Source organism: Sphingobium sp. CR2-8, from assembly GCF_035818615.1.
Lineage (GTDB): Bacteria > Pseudomonadota > Alphaproteobacteria > Sphingomonadales > Sphingomonadaceae > Sphingobium.
Window position 1 is genome coordinate 616,103 of sequence record NZ_JAYKZY010000002.1, and the last position, 15,990, is coordinate 632,092.

General features: G+C 64.2%; 14 protein-coding genes. 9 read left to right on the forward strand and 5 right to left on the reverse strand.

The genetic code is table 11. The annotated features are described in order from the left end of the window. Positions 1-284 precede the first annotated feature (284 nt). Positions 285-1,292: an esterase-like activity of phytase family protein gene (locus U5A82_RS06900; protein WP_326292871.1), complete on the reverse strand. Its 1,008-nt coding sequence runs from the start codon at positions 1,290-1,292 to the stop codon at positions 285-287. 170 nt (positions 1,293-1,462) lie between these two features. Here U5A82_RS06900 and U5A82_RS06905 point away from each other — a divergent pair, with 170 nt between their 5' ends. Further along, positions 1,463-1,906, forward strand: coding sequence for a glycine zipper 2TM domain-containing protein (locus tag U5A82_RS06905; RefSeq protein WP_326289670.1), 444 nt, complete (start codon positions 1,463-1,465; stop codon positions 1,904-1,906). A 74-nt stretch (positions 1,907-1,980) separates the two neighbouring features. On the opposite strand, the gene U5A82_RS06910 is transcribed toward U5A82_RS06905, so the two are convergent. Beyond that, complete coding sequence (locus U5A82_RS06910; RefSeq protein WP_326289671.1) at positions 1,981-2,220, reverse strand: hypothetical protein; 240 nt, start codon at positions 2,218-2,220, stop codon at positions 1,981-1,983. A 76-nt stretch (positions 2,221-2,296) separates the two neighbouring features. Continuing rightward, positions 2,297-2,512, reverse strand: coding sequence for a circumsporozoite protein (locus U5A82_RS06915; protein ID WP_326289672.1), 216 nt, complete (start codon positions 2,510-2,512; stop codon positions 2,297-2,299). A 229-nt stretch (positions 2,513-2,741) separates the two neighbouring features. Between U5A82_RS06915 and U5A82_RS06920 the strand changes: the two genes are divergently transcribed. The 7 genes from U5A82_RS06920 to U5A82_RS06950 all read left to right on the forward strand — a co-directional run bounded on the left by U5A82_RS06920 (position 2,742) and on the right by U5A82_RS06950 (position 10,295). Beyond that, a complete protein-coding gene (locus U5A82_RS06920) occupies positions 2,742-3,713 on the forward strand; it encodes an ArsR/SmtB family transcription factor (protein ID WP_326289673.1) in 972 nt (323 codons plus the stop codon). Continuing rightward, positions 3,710-4,615, forward strand: a complete 906-nt coding sequence (metF, locus tag U5A82_RS06925; protein ID WP_326289675.1) for a methylenetetrahydrofolate reductase — start codon at positions 3,710-3,712, stop codon at positions 4,613-4,615. Before U5A82_RS06920 ends, metF begins: the two co-directional genes overlap by 4 nt. A gap of 97 nt (positions 4,616-4,712) precedes the next feature. Beyond that, positions 4,713-5,759 (forward strand): homocysteine S-methyltransferase family protein, encoded by a 1,047-nt coding sequence (locus tag U5A82_RS06930; RefSeq protein WP_326289677.1) that lies wholly within the window; start codon positions 4,713-4,715, stop codon positions 5,757-5,759. A gap of 98 nt (positions 5,760-5,857) precedes the next feature. Further along, on the forward strand, positions 5,858-8,458 hold the full coding sequence (gene metH / locus U5A82_RS06935; RefSeq protein WP_326289678.1) for a methionine synthase: 2,601 nt from the start codon (positions 5,858-5,860) through the stop codon (positions 8,456-8,458). A 137-nt stretch (positions 8,459-8,595) separates the two neighbouring features. Next, a complete protein-coding gene (locus U5A82_RS06940) occupies positions 8,596-9,030 on the forward strand; it encodes a DUF488 domain-containing protein (RefSeq protein ID WP_326289680.1) in 435 nt (144 codons plus the stop codon). 94 nt (positions 9,031-9,124) lie between these two features. Further along, positions 9,125-10,063, forward strand: a complete 939-nt coding sequence (locus tag U5A82_RS06945; protein ID WP_326289682.1) for a right-handed parallel beta-helix repeat-containing protein — start codon at positions 9,125-9,127, stop codon at positions 10,061-10,063. Between the two features lie 37 nt (positions 10,064-10,100). Continuing rightward, complete coding sequence (locus U5A82_RS06950) at positions 10,101-10,295, forward strand: hypothetical protein (RefSeq protein ID WP_326289683.1); 195 nt, start codon at positions 10,101-10,103, stop codon at positions 10,293-10,295. Positions 10,296-10,427: 132 nt separating this feature from the next. Here U5A82_RS06950 and U5A82_RS06955 read toward each other — a convergent pair whose 3' ends face one another. Further along, positions 10,428-11,840 (reverse strand): helix-turn-helix domain-containing protein, encoded by a 1,413-nt coding sequence (locus tag U5A82_RS06955; protein ID WP_326289685.1) that lies wholly within the window; start codon positions 11,838-11,840, stop codon positions 10,428-10,430. 172 nt (positions 11,841-12,012) lie between these two features. On the opposite strand from U5A82_RS06955, the gene U5A82_RS06960 reads away from it, so the two are divergent. Further along, a complete protein-coding gene (locus tag U5A82_RS06960) occupies positions 12,013-13,605 on the forward strand; it encodes an isocitrate lyase (protein ID WP_326289687.1) in 1,593 nt (530 codons plus the stop codon). Between the two features lie 330 nt (positions 13,606-13,935). On the opposite strand, the gene U5A82_RS06965 is transcribed toward U5A82_RS06960, so the two are convergent. Next, positions 13,936-15,744, reverse strand: coding sequence for a DUF885 domain-containing protein (locus U5A82_RS06965; RefSeq protein ID WP_326289689.1), 1,809 nt, complete (start codon positions 15,742-15,744; stop codon positions 13,936-13,938). Positions 15,745-15,990: the final 246 nt, after the last annotated feature.

Sequence of the window (15,990 nt, forward strand, 5' to 3'; positions counted from 1 at the left end):
TTTCGGCATAAGAAGCGGCCCCTAACCGGGCCGCTTTTTTGCGTTGGTCGAGGCATGGGTCGGTAGCCAGGCCATCCGCATTGCAGGATTTTCGCACCAATGCCGCTTTAGAATATCGTCATGCCAGCGAAGACTGGCATCTTTGGCGAAGGCGCGCACCGGCAGAATTTCGTGCGCGGACCTATCATATTCTGCCGTCGCCTGAGACCCCGGCCTTCGCTGGGGTGACGGCGGGATGCTGGATTTAGACATGCAAGATCGAAGCATGAACGGCCGTGTCCGTCTCAACGCCCCTTCGCAGTCGCCGCCTCATCCATCGCAAATTTCAACAGCAGCGTCCGCTGGAAGAATTCGTGATTGTCGTCGGACACGATCCAGACGATCGGCCGCCCTTTTTCGCGGCTCACCGCCAGCCCCTCGAAATTATCGGTAAGCAGCGGCGGAGCCAGACGGGCAAGGATGCGCGCCTTGAGCTCCGCGCCCGGCTCCAACCGTTCGGGCAGGTCGATAATCGCGATCGTCGTGGTGAACAGTCGCTCCAGTGTCAGGCGGCGGTTCAGCACCAGCAGGTGCCGATCGTCCAGCGCCACCACGTCGGTCGGCCGATAGCCGGGCGGTGGCGTGTAGCGCAGATGCATCGGCGCTGGCGTGCTGGCCTCCGCCGGATCGCCGGCAAAGAGCAGACTGTCGTGCCGCCCGTCCGGGGTCATGCCCATCTCGCCGATCGCCAGAAACCGCCCGTCGGGCAGGCGCGCCAACGATTCGATCGAACCGGTCTTGGGCCAGGCCATGATCTCCGGCCAGGTCCGGCACGCCTCCACCCGCGAAAAACCGGGGGCGTAGCGGCAGATTGCCTGTTGCAGCTCGAACCCCACCCAATAACGACCCGTCGTCGGATCGTGGGTCATCGATTCCGAATCCCACGCCCACCAGGGGCGGTGGCGGTCCTTCGCACGAATGGGGAGCGGCGCGATGAAGGGGTGCCCGTCGCCATCGCCCGGCCCGACGCGGAAGCCCATCAAAATGCCTGAATCGCTCAGGCCTAGCATATCGCCCGCCGGGGACAGCAGCAGGGCGGAAATGCCGCCAAATCCCGGGTTCGCGCTCGTCAGTTCCCATCCGCCCAGATAGGAGAGAGTGCCGACATGGTTCAGCTGTGGATCGATGCTGCTAAGCGGCAGCGCGCGGGCCGTGACCAGCAGCGCCCCGGCCTGAACTGCCTCCGGCTTGCTCATATGGGGCGCGGGCAGCAACAGGACGGCAAGGACAAGGACGATCAGGATTTGCTGCATCGTGCCTGCCATAGGACATAATCCGTCAGGGCGCAGCAGCGCAGTGCCGGACCGTTTGCATCTGAACGGCGGCTGTCAGCGCCATTCAGGCTCGGCTCAAGGCGACTCGTCCATAAAGGGCTTAATCGACGGGTGACACCCAAGAGGATGGCTTTTGGAGGAGTAACGCCATGAAGACGAAATTTCTTGTAAATCTGGGCGCGGCGCTGGCGATGGGCGCAGCCTCCATGGCTATCACGGCGACCCCGGCGATGGCGCGTGACGGCTATTATCGCGGCTACGACCGCGGCGACTATTATCGCGGTGGCTATGATCGCGGTGGGTATGACCGGGGTTATCGCGGGGACCGCTATTATCGTGGCGGTTACGACCGCGGCTATCGCGGTGACGGCTATTACCGCAACAATGGCTATCGTGGCTATCGCGGCGGTTATCGCTGCCGGGACAATGGCACGGGCGGCACCATTATCGGCGCGATCGCCGGTGGCCTGCTCGGTAATGAAGTCGGCCGGGGTTCGGGCCGTTATGGCCGCCGTGGCGACGGCACGACCGGCGCCATCATCGGCGCGGGCGTAGGCGCCCTTGCCGGCCGGGCGATCGATCGCAACTGCTAAGCGATCGACAAACTGAATATAACGGAAAGGGCCGTCCTGTGGGGCGGCCCTTTTTCTATGCGCCGCCGCAGTGATTACGGCGCTGGTGCGTTCGGCGCAGTCCGGTTTCGGTTGGCCTGCGCCGCCGTGACCGCTGCGGGATTGAGGCCGGGATCGGCACGCGTCGCTGCCCCCGTCTGCGCATCGAGCCTGGCCGCCGCGTCGTTCAGCGCCTGCGCCTCCCCCGCGCTCACCCCGCCCACGCCATCCTGGGATCCCGATCCGCAGGCCGCCAGCATCATGATGGAAGCCAGCGCAATAGTGGTGCGGATCATCAAAGCCCCTCCAAAACAAAAAGGGGCCACGCCGTTGCCGGTGCGACCCCTTCGAACATCTTCGCTTACGCGAAAATTACATCGCGTTCGACGCGTTGTTGGTCGCGTTCGACGCAGCGTTCGCGGCATTGTCGGCTGCGTTCAGCGCAGCGTTCAGAGCGTTGTCGGCAGCGTTCGACGCGTTCTCGGCCGAGTTGGCGGCGTTGTTGGCGGCATTTTCAGCGCCGCCCGAGCAAGCAGCCAGGCCGAGCGAAGCGGCGAGAACGAGCGAAAGAGCAATCGACTTGGTCATGGGTTAAAACCCCTCTCTGAGAAAAATAAAAATGCAGACCACTCTCGGAGAAAAGCTCACCCCCCATTGCGCCTGCGCGCCGATTCGTAATGAGTTGGGCCGGGCAAGGCAATCCCATTCCTGCGGATTAAAGGGCGGATGTGCGCCATTTCGTCGCGTCCTCATCGAAAAGCGCCCGGAAAAATGACCGTCCTTGACGCATATAAAGATTTCTTTATATGATGCTCCCATGCATGCGGCACTTGATATCATACGGGCACTTGGCGACCCGACCCGCCTGCGCATCATGTACCTGTTGCGGGCGATGGAGCTGGCCGTCGGGGAAATTGCGCAGGTCGTGGGGCAGAGCCAGCCGCGCGTGTCGCGTCACGTCCGCATCCTGGCGGAGGCCGGTCTGGTGGATCGCCGCAAGGAAGGCAATTGGGTGTTCTTGCGCCTGGGGAAGGCGCGGTCGGTCGCCCCATTCCTGACCCTTTTCGACCAGTTGGAGCCGTCGGAAGGCGAAGCATTGTGGCAGGCCGCCGATCTGGCACGGCTGGCGGCGGTGCGCGCGGACCGGGCGCGCGCGGCGGAGGTCTATTTCGCCGAACATGCCGAGGAATGGGATGCGATCCGGTCGCTCCACGTCGCCGAAGCGGAGGTGGAATCCGCCATGGTAGCACTGCTTGCATCCGAACCGGTCGGCCATCTGCTCGACATCGGCACCGGCACCGGGCGCATGATCGAGCTGTTCGGCGATGCGGCGCGTCAGGTCACGGCGCTGGATCGCAGCCCGGACATGCTCCGCCTGGCGCGCGCGAAGCTGCCGCAGGATGCGGGCGACAAATATGCGCTGCTGCTGGGCGATTTTTCCGCCTTGCCGCTGGAGCCGGGCAGTGCCGACACCGTGCTGCTGCACCAGGTGCTGCATTATGCGCAGGCCCCCGAACTGGTTATCGCCGAAGCCGCGCGCGTGACGGCGCCGAACGGCCGGGTGCTGATCGCCGATTTCGCGGCGCATGAACGGGAGGAGTTGCGGTTGCGCGATCAACATGCGCGACTGGGCTTTTCCGACGAACAGATAGACAGCTGGTTTGCGCAGGCAGGGCTTGCGCTGGAGGCGGTGGAGACGTTGCCCGGCCAGGAATTGACGGTGCAATTGTGGCTGGGACGGCGTCGGAACGCCAATGTCCTACCGATCGAAGGACGGATTTCCGCATGACATTCCATGATCCAGCAGCGCCGCTCTACGCGGATCTGGCGGGTGACGCCCGCGTCAGCTTCGAATTTTTCCCGCCCAAGACGGAAAAGATGGAAGCGCAGCTCTGGTCGGCGATCGAGACGCTGGCGCCCCTGGCGCCCCAATTCGTGTCCGTCACCTATGGCGCGGGCGGCTCCACGCGGGAGCGCACCCATAATACGGTGGCGCGGATCGCACAGGAAACGCCGCTGGCCGCCGCCGCGCATCTGACCTGCGTCGCCGCGAGCAAGGACGAGATTGCAGAGATCGCCGACGCCTATTGGGACGCGGGCATACGCCACATCGTCGCGCTGCGCGGCGACCCGCCCGAAGTGGGCGGCAAGTTCGAGCCGCATCCGCAAGGCTATACGGGCGCGGCCGACCTGGTCGAGGGCCTCATGAAGCGTCACCCCTTCGAGATTTCGGTGTCCGCCTATCCGGAGGTTCACCCCGAAGCGGCCAGCGCGCAAAGCGACCTCGACAATCTCAAGCGCAAGCTGGACGCCGGGGCGACCCGCGCGATCACGCAATTCTTCTTCTCGCCCGACGCCTATTTCCGCTTTCTCGACAAGACGGCGGCGGCGGGCATCACCGCGGACATCGTGCCGGGGATCATGCCCATCGGTAATTTCGCCGCGACCCGGCGCATGGCCGCCATGTGCAACACGCAGGTCCCTGACTGGATGGCGCGCCTGTTCGACGGGCTGGACGATCACCCCGCCTCACGGCAACTGGTGTCGGCGACGATCGCGGCGGACCTGTGCCGCAGCCTCTATGTCGGTGGCGTGCGCGACTTTCATTTTTACACGCTCAACCGGGCGGAACTCAGCTTTGCGATCTGCCATCTGCTGGGTTTGAGAGCCAAGGCGACAGTTGACGCTTGATATTGCACCATCCCCTCCGTTCGGTTCGAGCCTGTCGAGAACCGGTCGCGCGAGGGTTCTCGACAGGCTCGAACCGAACGGAACGAGAGGAAAGATTATGACGGCCGAAGCCCAATTACGCGCCCTGGCGGCGGACAAGATCCTGATCTTTGACGGCGGCTATGGCACGTCGATCCAGAAACACGGCCTGACCGAAGCCGATTATCGGGGGCAGTTGGACCTGTTCAAGGACCAGAAGGGCAATAACGACCTGCTCTGCCTGACCCGCCCGGATATCGTGGAGGGCATTCACAGCGCCTATCTGGAAGCGGGCGCGGACATGATCGAGACGAACACGTTCAGCTCAACCAAGATCGCGATGGCCGATTATGGCTGCGAACATCTGGTGTGGGACATCAACATCGCGGCCGCCAAGCTGGCCCGCAGCGCGTGCGAAAAGGCGACCGCCAAAGACGGCAAGCCGCGTTTCGTATGCGGCTCCATCGGCCCCACGAACAAGACGCTCTCGATCTCGCCCGACGTCAACGACCCCGCCTATCGCGAGGTCGACTACGACACGCTCAAGGCCGATTATCGCGAACAGTGCGAGGCGTTGATCGCGGGCGGGGTGGACTTCCTGCTGGTCGAAACCTGCTTCGATACGCTCAATGCCAAGGCCGCAGGCATGGCCGCGCGCGAGGCGGAGGAAGCGGCGGGCCGCTCCGTGCCGCTGATGCTCAGCTTCACCATCACCGACATGTCGGGCCGCAACCTGTCGGGCCACACGATCAACGCCTTCTGGTATTCGCTGCGTCATTTGAAGCCGCTGACCATCGGCGTGAACTGCGCGTTCGGCGCGGACCTGTTGCGGCCTTACTTAAGCGAATTGTCGAAAAATGCCGACACGCTGATCCTGGCCTATCCCAATGCGGGCCTGCCCAACGAACTGGGGCAATATGACGAACTGCCCGAAACCACCGCGCGGCTGATCCGCGACTGGGTGGACGAGGGGCTGGTCAATATGGTCGGCGGCTGCTGCGGCACCACGCCCGCCCATATCGGTGCGGTGGCCAAGGCGCTGGAAGGGCATCGCCCACGCATCGTGCCGGACCTGCCGGTGGTTACGCGCCTTGCCGGGCTGGAGCCGATGCATATCGCGGCCTGATCCATAACCGTCGTCCCAGCGAAAGCTGGGATCTCGTGCCTCTTGGCGCGCGCTCTAAATCGGGAGACCCCAGCCTTCGCTGGGGTGACGAACGCAAAATGACCAAGACCTCCACCGCCACCTTCGTCAATATCGGCGAACGGACCAACGTCACGGGCTCCGCCAAGTTCAAGAAGCTCATCATGGCGGGCGACTATGCCGCCGCGATCGACATCGCACGCGAGCAGGTGGAGAATGGCGCGCAGATCGTCGACGTCAACATGGACGAAGGCCTGCTCGACGCGGTCGAGGCGATGACGACCTTCCTCAAGCTCATGACGTCGGAACCGGACATCAGCCGCGTGCCGGTGATGATCGACAGTTCCAAATGGGATGTGATCGAGGCGGGATTGAAATGCGTCAGCGGCAAGCCGATCGTTAATTCGATCAGCATGAAGGAGGGCGAGGAAGCCTTTCTGGGCCACGCCCGCAAATGCATGGCCTATGGTGCCGCCGCCGTCATCATGGCCTTCGACGAGACGGGTCAGGCCGACACGCAGGCGCGCAAGGTCGAGATTTGCGAGCGCGCCTACAAGCTGCTCATGACCATCGGCTTTCCGCCTGAGGACATCATCTTCGACCCCAATATCTTCGCGGTGGCGACCGGGATCGAGGAACATAATAATTACGGCGTCGACTTCATCGAAGCCTGCCGCGAGATCAAGAAGCGCTGCCCGCATGTCCATATTTCGGGCGGCCTGTCCAACTTCTCCTTCTCCTTCCGCGGCAATGAGCCGGTGCGGCGGGCGATGCACTCCGTCTTTCTCTACCATGCGATACCCGCCGGGCTGGACATGGCGATCGTCAACGCCGGGCAACTCGACGTCTATGACGCCATCGACCCCGCGCTGCGTCAGGCGTGCGAAGACGTGCTGCTGAACCGCGATCCCGACGCCGGGGAGCGCCTCGTCACCCTGGCCGAAAGCTATCGCGGCAAGGATGCGGCGGTCGAGAAGGCGGCGCAGGAATGGCGCGGCTGGCCGGTCGCCAAGCGGCTGGAACATGCGCTGGTCAAGGGCATCGACATGTATGTGGTGGAGGATACGGAGGAATGCCGCCTGTCCGCCGAAAAGCCGATCCAGGTGATCGAAGGGCCGTTGATGGACGGCATGAACGTGGTGGGCGACCTGTTCGGCGCGGGCAAGATGTTCCTGCCCCAGGTCGTGAAGTCCGCCCGCGTCATGAAGAAGGCGGTCGCGCACCTTCTGCCCTATATCGAGGCCGCCAAGGAACCGGGCGCCAAGGGCAAGGGCAAGATCATCATGGCGACGGTCAAGGGCGACGTCCATGACATCGGCAAGAATATCGTCGGCGTGGTTCTCCAGTGCAACGGCTTCGATGTCATCGACATGGGCGTGATGGTCCCCTGGCAGGACATCATCAAGGCCGCGAACGAGAATGACGCCGACATGATCGGCCTGTCCGGCCTTATCACGCCGTCACTGGACGAGATGGTGACGGTCGCGCAGGAAATGCAGCGCGCCAACATGACGATGCCGTTGCTGATCGGTGGGGCGACCACCTCACGCGTCCACACCGCACTGCGCATCGATCCGGCCTTTACCGGGCCGGTCGTGCATGTGCTGGACGCCAGCCGCGCCGTGGGCGTCGCCACCGCGCTGGTCTCCGAAACGCAGAAGGACGCCTTCGTCAGCAAGACCAAGGACGATTATGAACATGTCCGCGTCGCCCGCGCCAACAAGGGGCAGAGCGCGCTGGTGCCGATCGAGGATGCCCGCGCCAACGGGTTCGAGATCGACGAGAGCCTCAAGGCCCCGCGTCCGCGCCTGCCCGGCGTGCATCGCTTTCCAAACTGGGATCTGGCGGATCTGGTGCCCTATATCGACTGGACGCCCTTCTTCCGCGCCTGGGAACTGGCGGGCAATTATCCCGCGATCCTGACCGATGAAGTGGTCGGCGAAAGCGCGTCGAGCCTGTTCGCCGATGCGCAGGCGATGCTGGACAAGATCGTCGCCGACAAATGGTTGACCGCGCGCGGCGTGGCGGGCCTATGGCCCTGCCGCCGCGAAGGCGACGACATCATCGTCCATGTCGAGGACGAGAAACATTATACCCTCCCCATGCTGCGCCAGCAGATCCAGAAGCGGGAAGGGCGCGCCAATATGTGCCTGGCCGATTTCATCAGCCATGACGGCGATTGGATGGGCGGCTTTGCCGTGTCGATCCACGGCATCGAACCGCATCTGGCCCGCTTCAAGAACGCCATCGACGACTATTCGGACATCCTGCTCAAAGCGCTGGCCGATCGCCTCGCCGAAGCCTTCGCCGAACGGCTGCACCATTATGTCCGCACCGCGCTCTGGGGCTATGCGGAGGGCGAGCAGCTGACCAACGAAGCGCTCATCAAAGAACAATATCGCGGCATCCGTCCCGCGCCCGGCTATCCCGCCTGCCCGGAACATAGTTTGAAACCGATCCTGTTCGAGATGCTGGACGCGCATCATGCCACGGGCGCGACCCTGACCGAAAGCTTCGCGATGCTGCCGACGGCGGCGGTCAGCGGTTTCTATTTCGGCCATGCCCAGGCCGAATATTTCGGTGTCGCGCGCGTCGGCCGCGACCAGCTGGAAGATTATGCCCAACGGCGCGGCATCGACCTGGACACGGCGGAGCGTTACCTGCGGCCCAACCTGGACTAAGAACATGTTCCCCGGCGCAGGCCGGGGTCCAGGATTTTGGGTGCGGCGGGTGCAATCCTGGACCCGGCCTGCGCCGGGGAACGGTTCAAAAGCGTGGGCCGCTGTAAACGCCCCATCGACACCCCATCTACTCCCCCATGAAGATCTTCACCATCGGCTATGAAGGCACGACCCAGGACGCGCTGATCGCCACGCTCGTCCAGGCAGGCGTGCGCCTGCTGGCGGATGTCCGCGCGGTGCCGCTGTCGCGCCGCCCCGGCTTTTCCAAGAATATCCTGGCGGCCGGCCTGCGCGAGGCGGGGATAGACTATGTCGGTCTGAAAGCGCTCGGCACCCCCGCGGAGGGGCGGGAAGCCGCGCGCAAGCATCAGCATGCCCGCTTGGCTGAAATCTACGGTCGCCAGCTGGACCTGCCCGAAGCCATCGTCCAGGCCGAACGATTGAAGGACATGGCGGCCGAGACCCCCACCGCGCTGCTCTGTTTCGAGCGCGATCCGTCGGGCTGTCACCGCTCGTTGCTGCTCGACGCGATCCTGCCTGACGCCGAACGCATCGACCTCTTCCCCGCGTAAAGGAAGCGCTCCGTCTTTGTCCCATAACGGGCCATCGCGCGATTGATCCCGCCCGCGCCTTGGTCAAGGCGTCGGACGCGCCTATCCAGCATGTATGCGCATCCTCTCCACGACTCTCCTGCTCTCCGTAGCGATCACCGCCACCGCCTTTGCCCAGGGCAGCGGCGCGCCCTTCACCGTCGCCGAAACGGGGCGCAGCTATGCGGCGCTGGGCGACGCGATCGGGGCTATCGGCGACGGGCGCGGTACGGTGGTGGTCGCGCCGGGCAGCTATCGCCAGTGCGCGGTGCAGCAGGGCGGCGACGTCACCATCCGTGCGGCGACGCCCGGTACGGTCATCTTCGATGGCGTCCCGTGCGAGGGCAAGGGCGCGCTGGTGCTGCGGGGCCGGTCCAGCACCGTCGATGGCATCATCTTCCAGAATATCCGCGTGCCCGACGGCAATGGCGCGGGCATCCGGCTGGAGAATGGCAACCTCACCGTCCGCAACAGCCTGTTCCGCAACAGCGAGGAAGGCATCCTCACCGGCGACTTTGATGGCGGGCAGGTCGTCATCGACAAATCGACCTTCCGCAAGCTCGGCCGCTGCGACCGCGACCTCGATTGCGCGCATGGCGTCTATATCGGCCGCCTCGCCAGCCTGAGCGTCACCAACAGCCGCTTCGACCAGGGCGATGGCGGCCATTATCTGAAAACCCGCACCGCCCGCGTCACCATCAGCGGCAACAGCTTCGACGACAGCGGCGGCCATCTGACCAACTATATGATCGACCTGTCCAACGGCGCGACCGGCACGATCACCGGCAATGAAATGGTGCAGGGCAAGGACAAGGATAATTGGTCCGCCTTCATCACCGTCGCGCCGGAAGGTCGCGAGCATAGCAGCGCAGGATTGGTGATAGAAGGCAACAAGGCGGGCTTCGTCCCCGGCGTGGAGCGCGGCTCCACCTTTGTCGCCAACTTCACCGACGACGCGGTGCGGATCGGCGCGAACGAACTGGCCCCATCGATGAAGGTCAAGGACCGGCGCTGACTTGCCATAGCGGCGCCCCGGCGCGATAGTCGCCGCCATGCGAACCACCTATGACAGCGCGACCGTCCGCCTCTACCATCTGGGCGACGATGGCGGGGCGACGACCCTGATGTACGGCCCCCTATCCGAAGCGTTGCGCGTCGCCGATCAGCAGCCGGCGGAGGTACAGGACGGCCTGTATCTGGCGACCGACAATGACGTCGTCGCCTATCTCGACCTGATCGAGGAATAGGAACCGGGCCGCTTAACTTCGCACATTTCCCGCAAGTTTCGACATTGTGTTACGATAGTTGGAAATCATGTTGCGCCAGATAGTGAGTGCGAACGATCCTATCGTGCCGGGGCGCAATAGGACAGTCGACCCTCACCCATCCGCAAAACCGAAAGGCGCGCGCGTTCCCCGATAATCGTCGGGCAGCATGTCGCGGCCGATCGGCGGGGCGGATCGGGCCATGCACTGGGCGCGGTGGCACAGGCGGCATGTGACGCCGATCGGCGTGGGCGCGGGCGTCGCCGCATCCTGCGTATAGATCAGCCGATGGGCATGGTCTGCCGCGCAGCATAGCGCGATGGCGCGCTCCACCCGCAGCGCGCCCCAGCCGCCGCCGCCGGCCGTCACCGTGCGCGCGATCGAGAAGAAACGCTCCCCGTCGGGCAGTTCCAGCCATTGCGTCACCACCTCGCGCGGGGTTTCGAACACGCGATGCACCGACCAGAGCGGACAGGAGCCGCCATGGCGGGCGAAGGGGAAGCTTGCCCCGTCCAGCCGCTTGGACACATTGCCCGCCGGATCGACGCGCAGGAAGAAGAAGGGGACGCGTTCCTGCCCCGGTTTTTGCAAGGTGGTCAGGCGATGCGCGGTCTGTTCGAAACTGGTCCCGAACTGGCGGGCGATCGCCTCCACATCATAGCGGCGCGCTTCGACCGCCTTGGCAAAGGCGGTGTAGGGCATCAGGATCGCCGCCGCGCCATAGCTCGCCAGCGCGCGGCGGGCGAGGCTGCGGCCGCTCGCGCCGGTGAACTGGCCCTCGTTCAGGATCGCGTCGAACAGCTTGCGCATCTCCAGATAAGCGATCTGGAGCGCCAGTTGGAAGGCGGAGCTCGCCCCGTCGAGCGTATCGTCCAGCAGCACCGCATCACGATGGCGGTCGAGCCGCCGCATGGAACCGGCCATGATATCGGAGGGCAGGCGGCGGACGCGCAAATTGTGCCGCGATTTCAGCCAGCCGGTCAGGCCGCCCTCCACCTGCGCCTCCGCCGCCAGCTTTTCCGCCGCATCGTCCAGCAGCGGGAAGCTGTTGCGCCGAGCGGCGAGGAAACGGCGGGATTCGGCCACGGGATCGGCGGCGGCGTCCTTCTGCTGGTCCAGGTCGGCGCCAGGATAGGCCCCCCTGTCGGCCAGCGCCAGATGCTCCTCACGATAGCTGGTATAGAGCCGCAGCAGCGCTTCGGTGATGCCGGGATAATTGACCGCCATGTCCCCGGTGGCAAGGGTCGGCAGGTCGATGTCCGCGAACATCGGGTCTTTGAGCACCGCCTGCAACCGCGCCGTCTGTTCCGCGCCGCCGTCGCCCGCGACTTCCGCCATGTCCAGCTTGTAGGTGCGCGCCAAACGCAACAGCATGTCGGCGGTGAGCGGTCGCTGGTTGCGTTCCAGCAGCGCGACATAGGAGGCGGAGATATCCAGGTCGGCGGCCATGTCCGCCTGCGTCAGGCCCAGGTCGCGCCGCAACCGCCGCAGGCGCGGCCCCATGTAAACCGGGCGATCCTTGGCCATCGATCATGTGCTCCTGTGCAGGTATGACAACTTTACACCAGTTTCTTGTAAAGATCGACAACTGGACTTCGGCAGGGGTGCGAAAAAGCGATTCACCTGTCTACTTCGCTGTCCATTCCCGCACGAAGGCCACGGCCGACCAACGGCCATCGCCCCACTAAGGACTGACGATATGACTTATCAAAGCGCCATCGCGAAGGCCGACGACCTGATCGCTGCCCAAGCCAATTGGGGCGGCATCGCCGCGGAATCCGTGGCCCGGATGCGGACCCAGAACCGTTTCCACACCGGTCTCGACATCGCGCGCTACACCGCGAAGATCATGCGCGCCGACATGGCCGCTTATGATGCCGATCCGGCGCGCTACACCCAGTCGCTGGGCTGCTGGCACGGCTTCATCGGCCAGCAGAAGATGATCGCGATCAAGAAGCATTTCGGCACGACCAAGGGCAGATATCTCTATCTGTCCGGCTGGATGATCGCGGCGCTGCGTAGCGATTTCGGTCCGCTGCCCGACCAGTCGATGCACGAAAAGACCAGCGTCCCGGCGCTGATCGAGGAAATCTACACCTTCCTCAAGCAGGCAGATGCGCGTGAACTCGGGATGCTGTTCCGCGATCTCGACACGGCGAGGGCAACGGGCAACGAAGTCGAGGCACAGCGCCTGACCCACGCTATCGACAATTATGAAACCCATGTCGTGCCGATCATCGCGGATATCGACGCGGGCTTCGGCAATGCGGAGGCGACCTATCTGCTGGCCAAGAAGATGATCGAGGCGGGCGCCTGCGCGCTCCAGATCGAAAATCAGGTCAGCGACGAGAAGCAATGCGGGCATCAGGACGGCAAGGTCACCGTGCCGCACGAGGACTTTCTGGCGAAGGTCCGCGCCTGCCGCTACGCCTTCCTGGAACTGGGCGTCGATGACGGCATCATCGTCACGCGGACGGACTCGCTGGGCGCGGGCCTGACCAAGCAGATCGCGGTCAGCAAGGAGCCGGGCGACATCGGCGACCTATATAACAGCTTCCTCGATTGCGAGGAAATCGATCCGGCGACGGCGAAGAATGGCGATGTCATCTTGAACCGCGATGGCAAGCTGCTGCGGCCCAAGCGCCTGCCCAGCAACCTGTTCCAGTTCCGCGAAGGCACGGGCGCGGACCGCTGCGTCCTCGACTGCATCACCAGCCTTCAGAACGGCGCGGACCTGCTGTGGATCGAGACGGAAAAGCCGCATATCGAGCAGATCGCGTCGATGGTCGATCGTATCCGCGACGTCGTGCCCAACGCCAAGCTGGTCTATAATAATTCGCCCAGCTTCAACTGGACGCTGAACTTCCGCCAACAGGTGTTCGACGCCTGGGTCGATGCGGGCCGCGATGTCAGCGCCTATGACCGGGCAAAGCTGATGAGCGCGGACTATGACGCGACCGATCTGGGTCTGGAAGCGGACGAGAAGATCCGCACCTTCCAGAAGGATGCGGCGGCGCGGGCGGGGATTTTCCACCACCTCATCACCCTGCCGACCTATCATACCGCCGCGCTCAGCACCGACAATCTGGCGAAGGACTATTTCGGCGAGGCCGGGATGCTGGGCTATGTCGAAGGCGTCCAGCGCAAGGAAATCCGCCAGGGCATCGCTTGCGTGAAGCACCAGAATATGTCCGGCAGCGACATCGGCGACGATCACAAGGATTATTTCGCCGGGGAAGCCGCGCTCAAGGCCGGCGGCGCGCACAATACGATGAACCAGTTTGCGGCGTGATATATAGCGGGAAATTCAAATCCGTTCGGGCTGAGCCTGTCGAAGCCCTGCACTCTTCTGTGAGAAGAGAAGCCCTTCGACATGCTCAGGGCGAACGGATTTGATAGCTGACGAACTTTGTGGCCTTGGCCGCTACCGAGCCAGTTCGCGGGCGCGTGCAGAGCGCTCCGCGATTTGGGTGGAAGAAACTGGACGACCCGGCGGCACACCGCCGGGTCGTTTTTTGTTCTTGGTGCTTACTCCTCGACCCGTTCGGGCTGAGCTTTTCGAAGCCCAGCTTTCTTCTGCAACAGGGACAGCCCCCTTCGACTGCCTGCTTGCAGCAGTCGCTCAGGCAATCCCCATTCGCTGCCGCACCGTCTGTTTCAATATATCCAGCGGCATCGCGCCCAGCGTCAGCACGTCATGAAAGGCCTTGAGGTCGAACCGCGCGCCTTGCTTTGCCTTCACCTCGTCGCGCAGCTGCGTCCACACCGTATGGCCGATCTTGTAGCTGCACGCCTGGCCCGGCCAGACGGTGTAGCGATCGATCTCGCCCTGGCTGCGGCCGCGCGCGATGCCGGTGGTGGCGATCAGATAATCGGTCGCCTTCTCCCGGCTCCAGCGCTTGGCGTGCATGCCGCTATCCACCACAAGGCGGGTGGCGCGGAAGAGGAGCGACTGGAGATACCCCACCTGGCCCAGCGGATCGCCGTCATACATGCCCATCTCGTCGGCCAATTGCTCCGAATAGAGCGCCCAGCCTTCGGAATAGCCGCTGTAGAATCCGCGACGGCGGATCATGGGGATGGCGTCGGATTCCAGCGCCACCGACACCTGCAGATGATGGCCCGGCACGGCTTCATGATGGGTCAGCGTGGCGAGGCCGAACTTCGGCCGATCGAACGTATCGCGCAGGTTGATGAAGTAGATGGCCGGGCGCGACCCGTCGAGCGAGGCGTTCTGATAATAGCCGCCCGGCGCGCCCGCCTGGATCGTCACCGGTACGCGGCGTACCTCGACCGGAGCCTTAGGCACGGTGTTGAACGCTTCGGGCAGGCGCTTGCTCATCGCGATGATCTGGCTGTTCAATTGTGCCAGCAGCGCCTCGCGGCCGGGATCGGTATTGGGGAACAGCTGGTCGGGCCGCTTGTTCAGCGCGACCAGCCGGTCGCCGACGCTCCCCTGGCTCATCCCTTCGGCCTTCAGGATGGTATCGATCCGGCTGGAGATATCGGCGACCTGGTCGAGGCCCAGCGTGTGGATTTCATCGCCGGTCAACCGGGTGGTGGTCGCCGCTTCGGCCGCGGCGGCGTAGAAGGCGTCGCCATCGGGCAGGCGCCAGCAGCCCGCGTCATGGCTGGCCTTCGCGCGCAATTCCTGCACCAGCGCGATCTGGCGATCGACGGCCGGGAAGATTTTTTCCGCCACGATCTTTTCCGCCTGTCCTGCGCGCTCTGGCGGCAGGCCTGCGGCGGCCAGTTTTTTCACGAAGGAGGCAACCAGCACGGTCTGCGCGGCGGGCTGGTCGCGCAGCGACGCCTGCATCTTCATCACCGTGTCGAGGATATAGTCGGGCGCGAACACGCCCTTGGCCGCGTCGGCCTTCTGTCGGTCGAGTTCGCCGTCCAGCGCCGCAGGGAAGGCTTCCAGGCGCGACAGATAGGCGTCCGCGTCGGCCGCGTCCTTCACCCGATGCTGCGAATCGAGGAAGTCCGGGATTTCGCGATAGCTGCCGGTCAGTTGCGAGAGGATGTAGGGTGCGAACCGCCCCGCCGTTTCGCCATAGCCGAAGCGTTCGCCGCCGACCGCCCGGTCGAGCTGATAGGCGACCACGTCATAATCAAGCTGGCTCGCCTGGCTGAGTTTCGCCCGATCGACACTTTTGAGCTGCTGCACCTGGGCCTTGGTCCGGGCCAGGTCTCGCGCTGCCCCCGCCGCGCTGGTGTCGGACAGTTTGCCTCGCAACGCCGCGCGCGCGCCGGTGTCGAGACCCAGGCGCGTCGCGCTTTCGGGCGATTCGGCGAGGCGTCCGTAGAAGAAATCGTCCAGCATCGCGCGGAAGCGGACGTCGGCGCTACCCGACTGGGCAAAGGCGTTGGGCGTGGCGGCGGCGACAGCGGATGCGCCACTGGTGGCGAGGAATTGGCGTCGGTTCACGACATGAGGCTCCATGGATCTGGGAAGGGCGGCAAGGGGGCGTCGCCCGTGATGCGTTCTTTTGACGTGCGTTCAACATCTTGGCTAGGCCCACTCGCAACCTCCGTTCGGTTCGAGCCCTTCGACACGCTCAGGACAGGCTTGTCGAGAACGGGGCAGGGTTCTCGACAGGCTCGAACCGAACGGATCTCTTGTCTGATAAGCCCAGCTTGTAAGCTGCCCGGATCGTTGCGGCTGTATCGCCGC

What these genes read in the sequence shown, in the direction of transcription:
- U5A82_RS06900 (WP_326292871.1), bottom strand. Translation starts at nt 1,292, where the DNA reads ATGCAGCAAATCCTGATCGTCCTTGTCCTTGCCGTCCTGTTGCTGCCC.
- U5A82_RS06905 (WP_326289670.1), top strand. Translation starts at nt 1,463, where the DNA reads ATGAAGACGAAATTTCTTGTAAATCTGGGCGCGGCGCTGGCGATGGGC.
- U5A82_RS06910 (WP_326289671.1), bottom strand. Translation starts at nt 2,220, where the DNA reads ATGATCCGCACCACTATTGCGCTGGCTTCCATCATGATGCTGGCGGCC.
- U5A82_RS06915 (WP_326289672.1), bottom strand. Translation starts at nt 2,512, where the DNA reads ATGACCAAGTCGATTGCTCTTTCGCTCGTTCTCGCCGCTTCGCTCGGC.
- U5A82_RS06920 (WP_326289673.1), top strand. Translation starts at nt 2,742, where the DNA reads ATGCATGCGGCACTTGATATCATACGGGCACTTGGCGACCCGACCCGC.
- metF (WP_326289675.1), top strand. Translation starts at nt 3,710, where the DNA reads ATGACATTCCATGATCCAGCAGCGCCGCTCTACGCGGATCTGGCGGGT.
- U5A82_RS06930 (WP_326289677.1), top strand. Translation starts at nt 4,713, where the DNA reads ATGACGGCCGAAGCCCAATTACGCGCCCTGGCGGCGGACAAGATCCTG.
- metH (WP_326289678.1), top strand. Translation starts at nt 5,858, where the DNA reads ATGACCAAGACCTCCACCGCCACCTTCGTCAATATCGGCGAACGGACC.
- U5A82_RS06940 (WP_326289680.1), top strand. Translation starts at nt 8,596, where the DNA reads ATGAAGATCTTCACCATCGGCTATGAAGGCACGACCCAGGACGCGCTG.
- U5A82_RS06945 (WP_326289682.1), top strand. Translation starts at nt 9,125, where the DNA reads ATGCGCATCCTCTCCACGACTCTCCTGCTCTCCGTAGCGATCACCGCC.
- U5A82_RS06950 (WP_326289683.1), top strand. Translation starts at nt 10,101, where the DNA reads ATGCGAACCACCTATGACAGCGCGACCGTCCGCCTCTACCATCTGGGC.
- U5A82_RS06955 (WP_326289685.1), bottom strand. Translation starts at nt 11,840, where the DNA reads ATGGCCAAGGATCGCCCGGTTTACATGGGGCCGCGCCTGCGGCGGTTG.
- U5A82_RS06960 (WP_326289687.1), top strand. Translation starts at nt 12,013, where the DNA reads ATGACTTATCAAAGCGCCATCGCGAAGGCCGACGACCTGATCGCTGCC.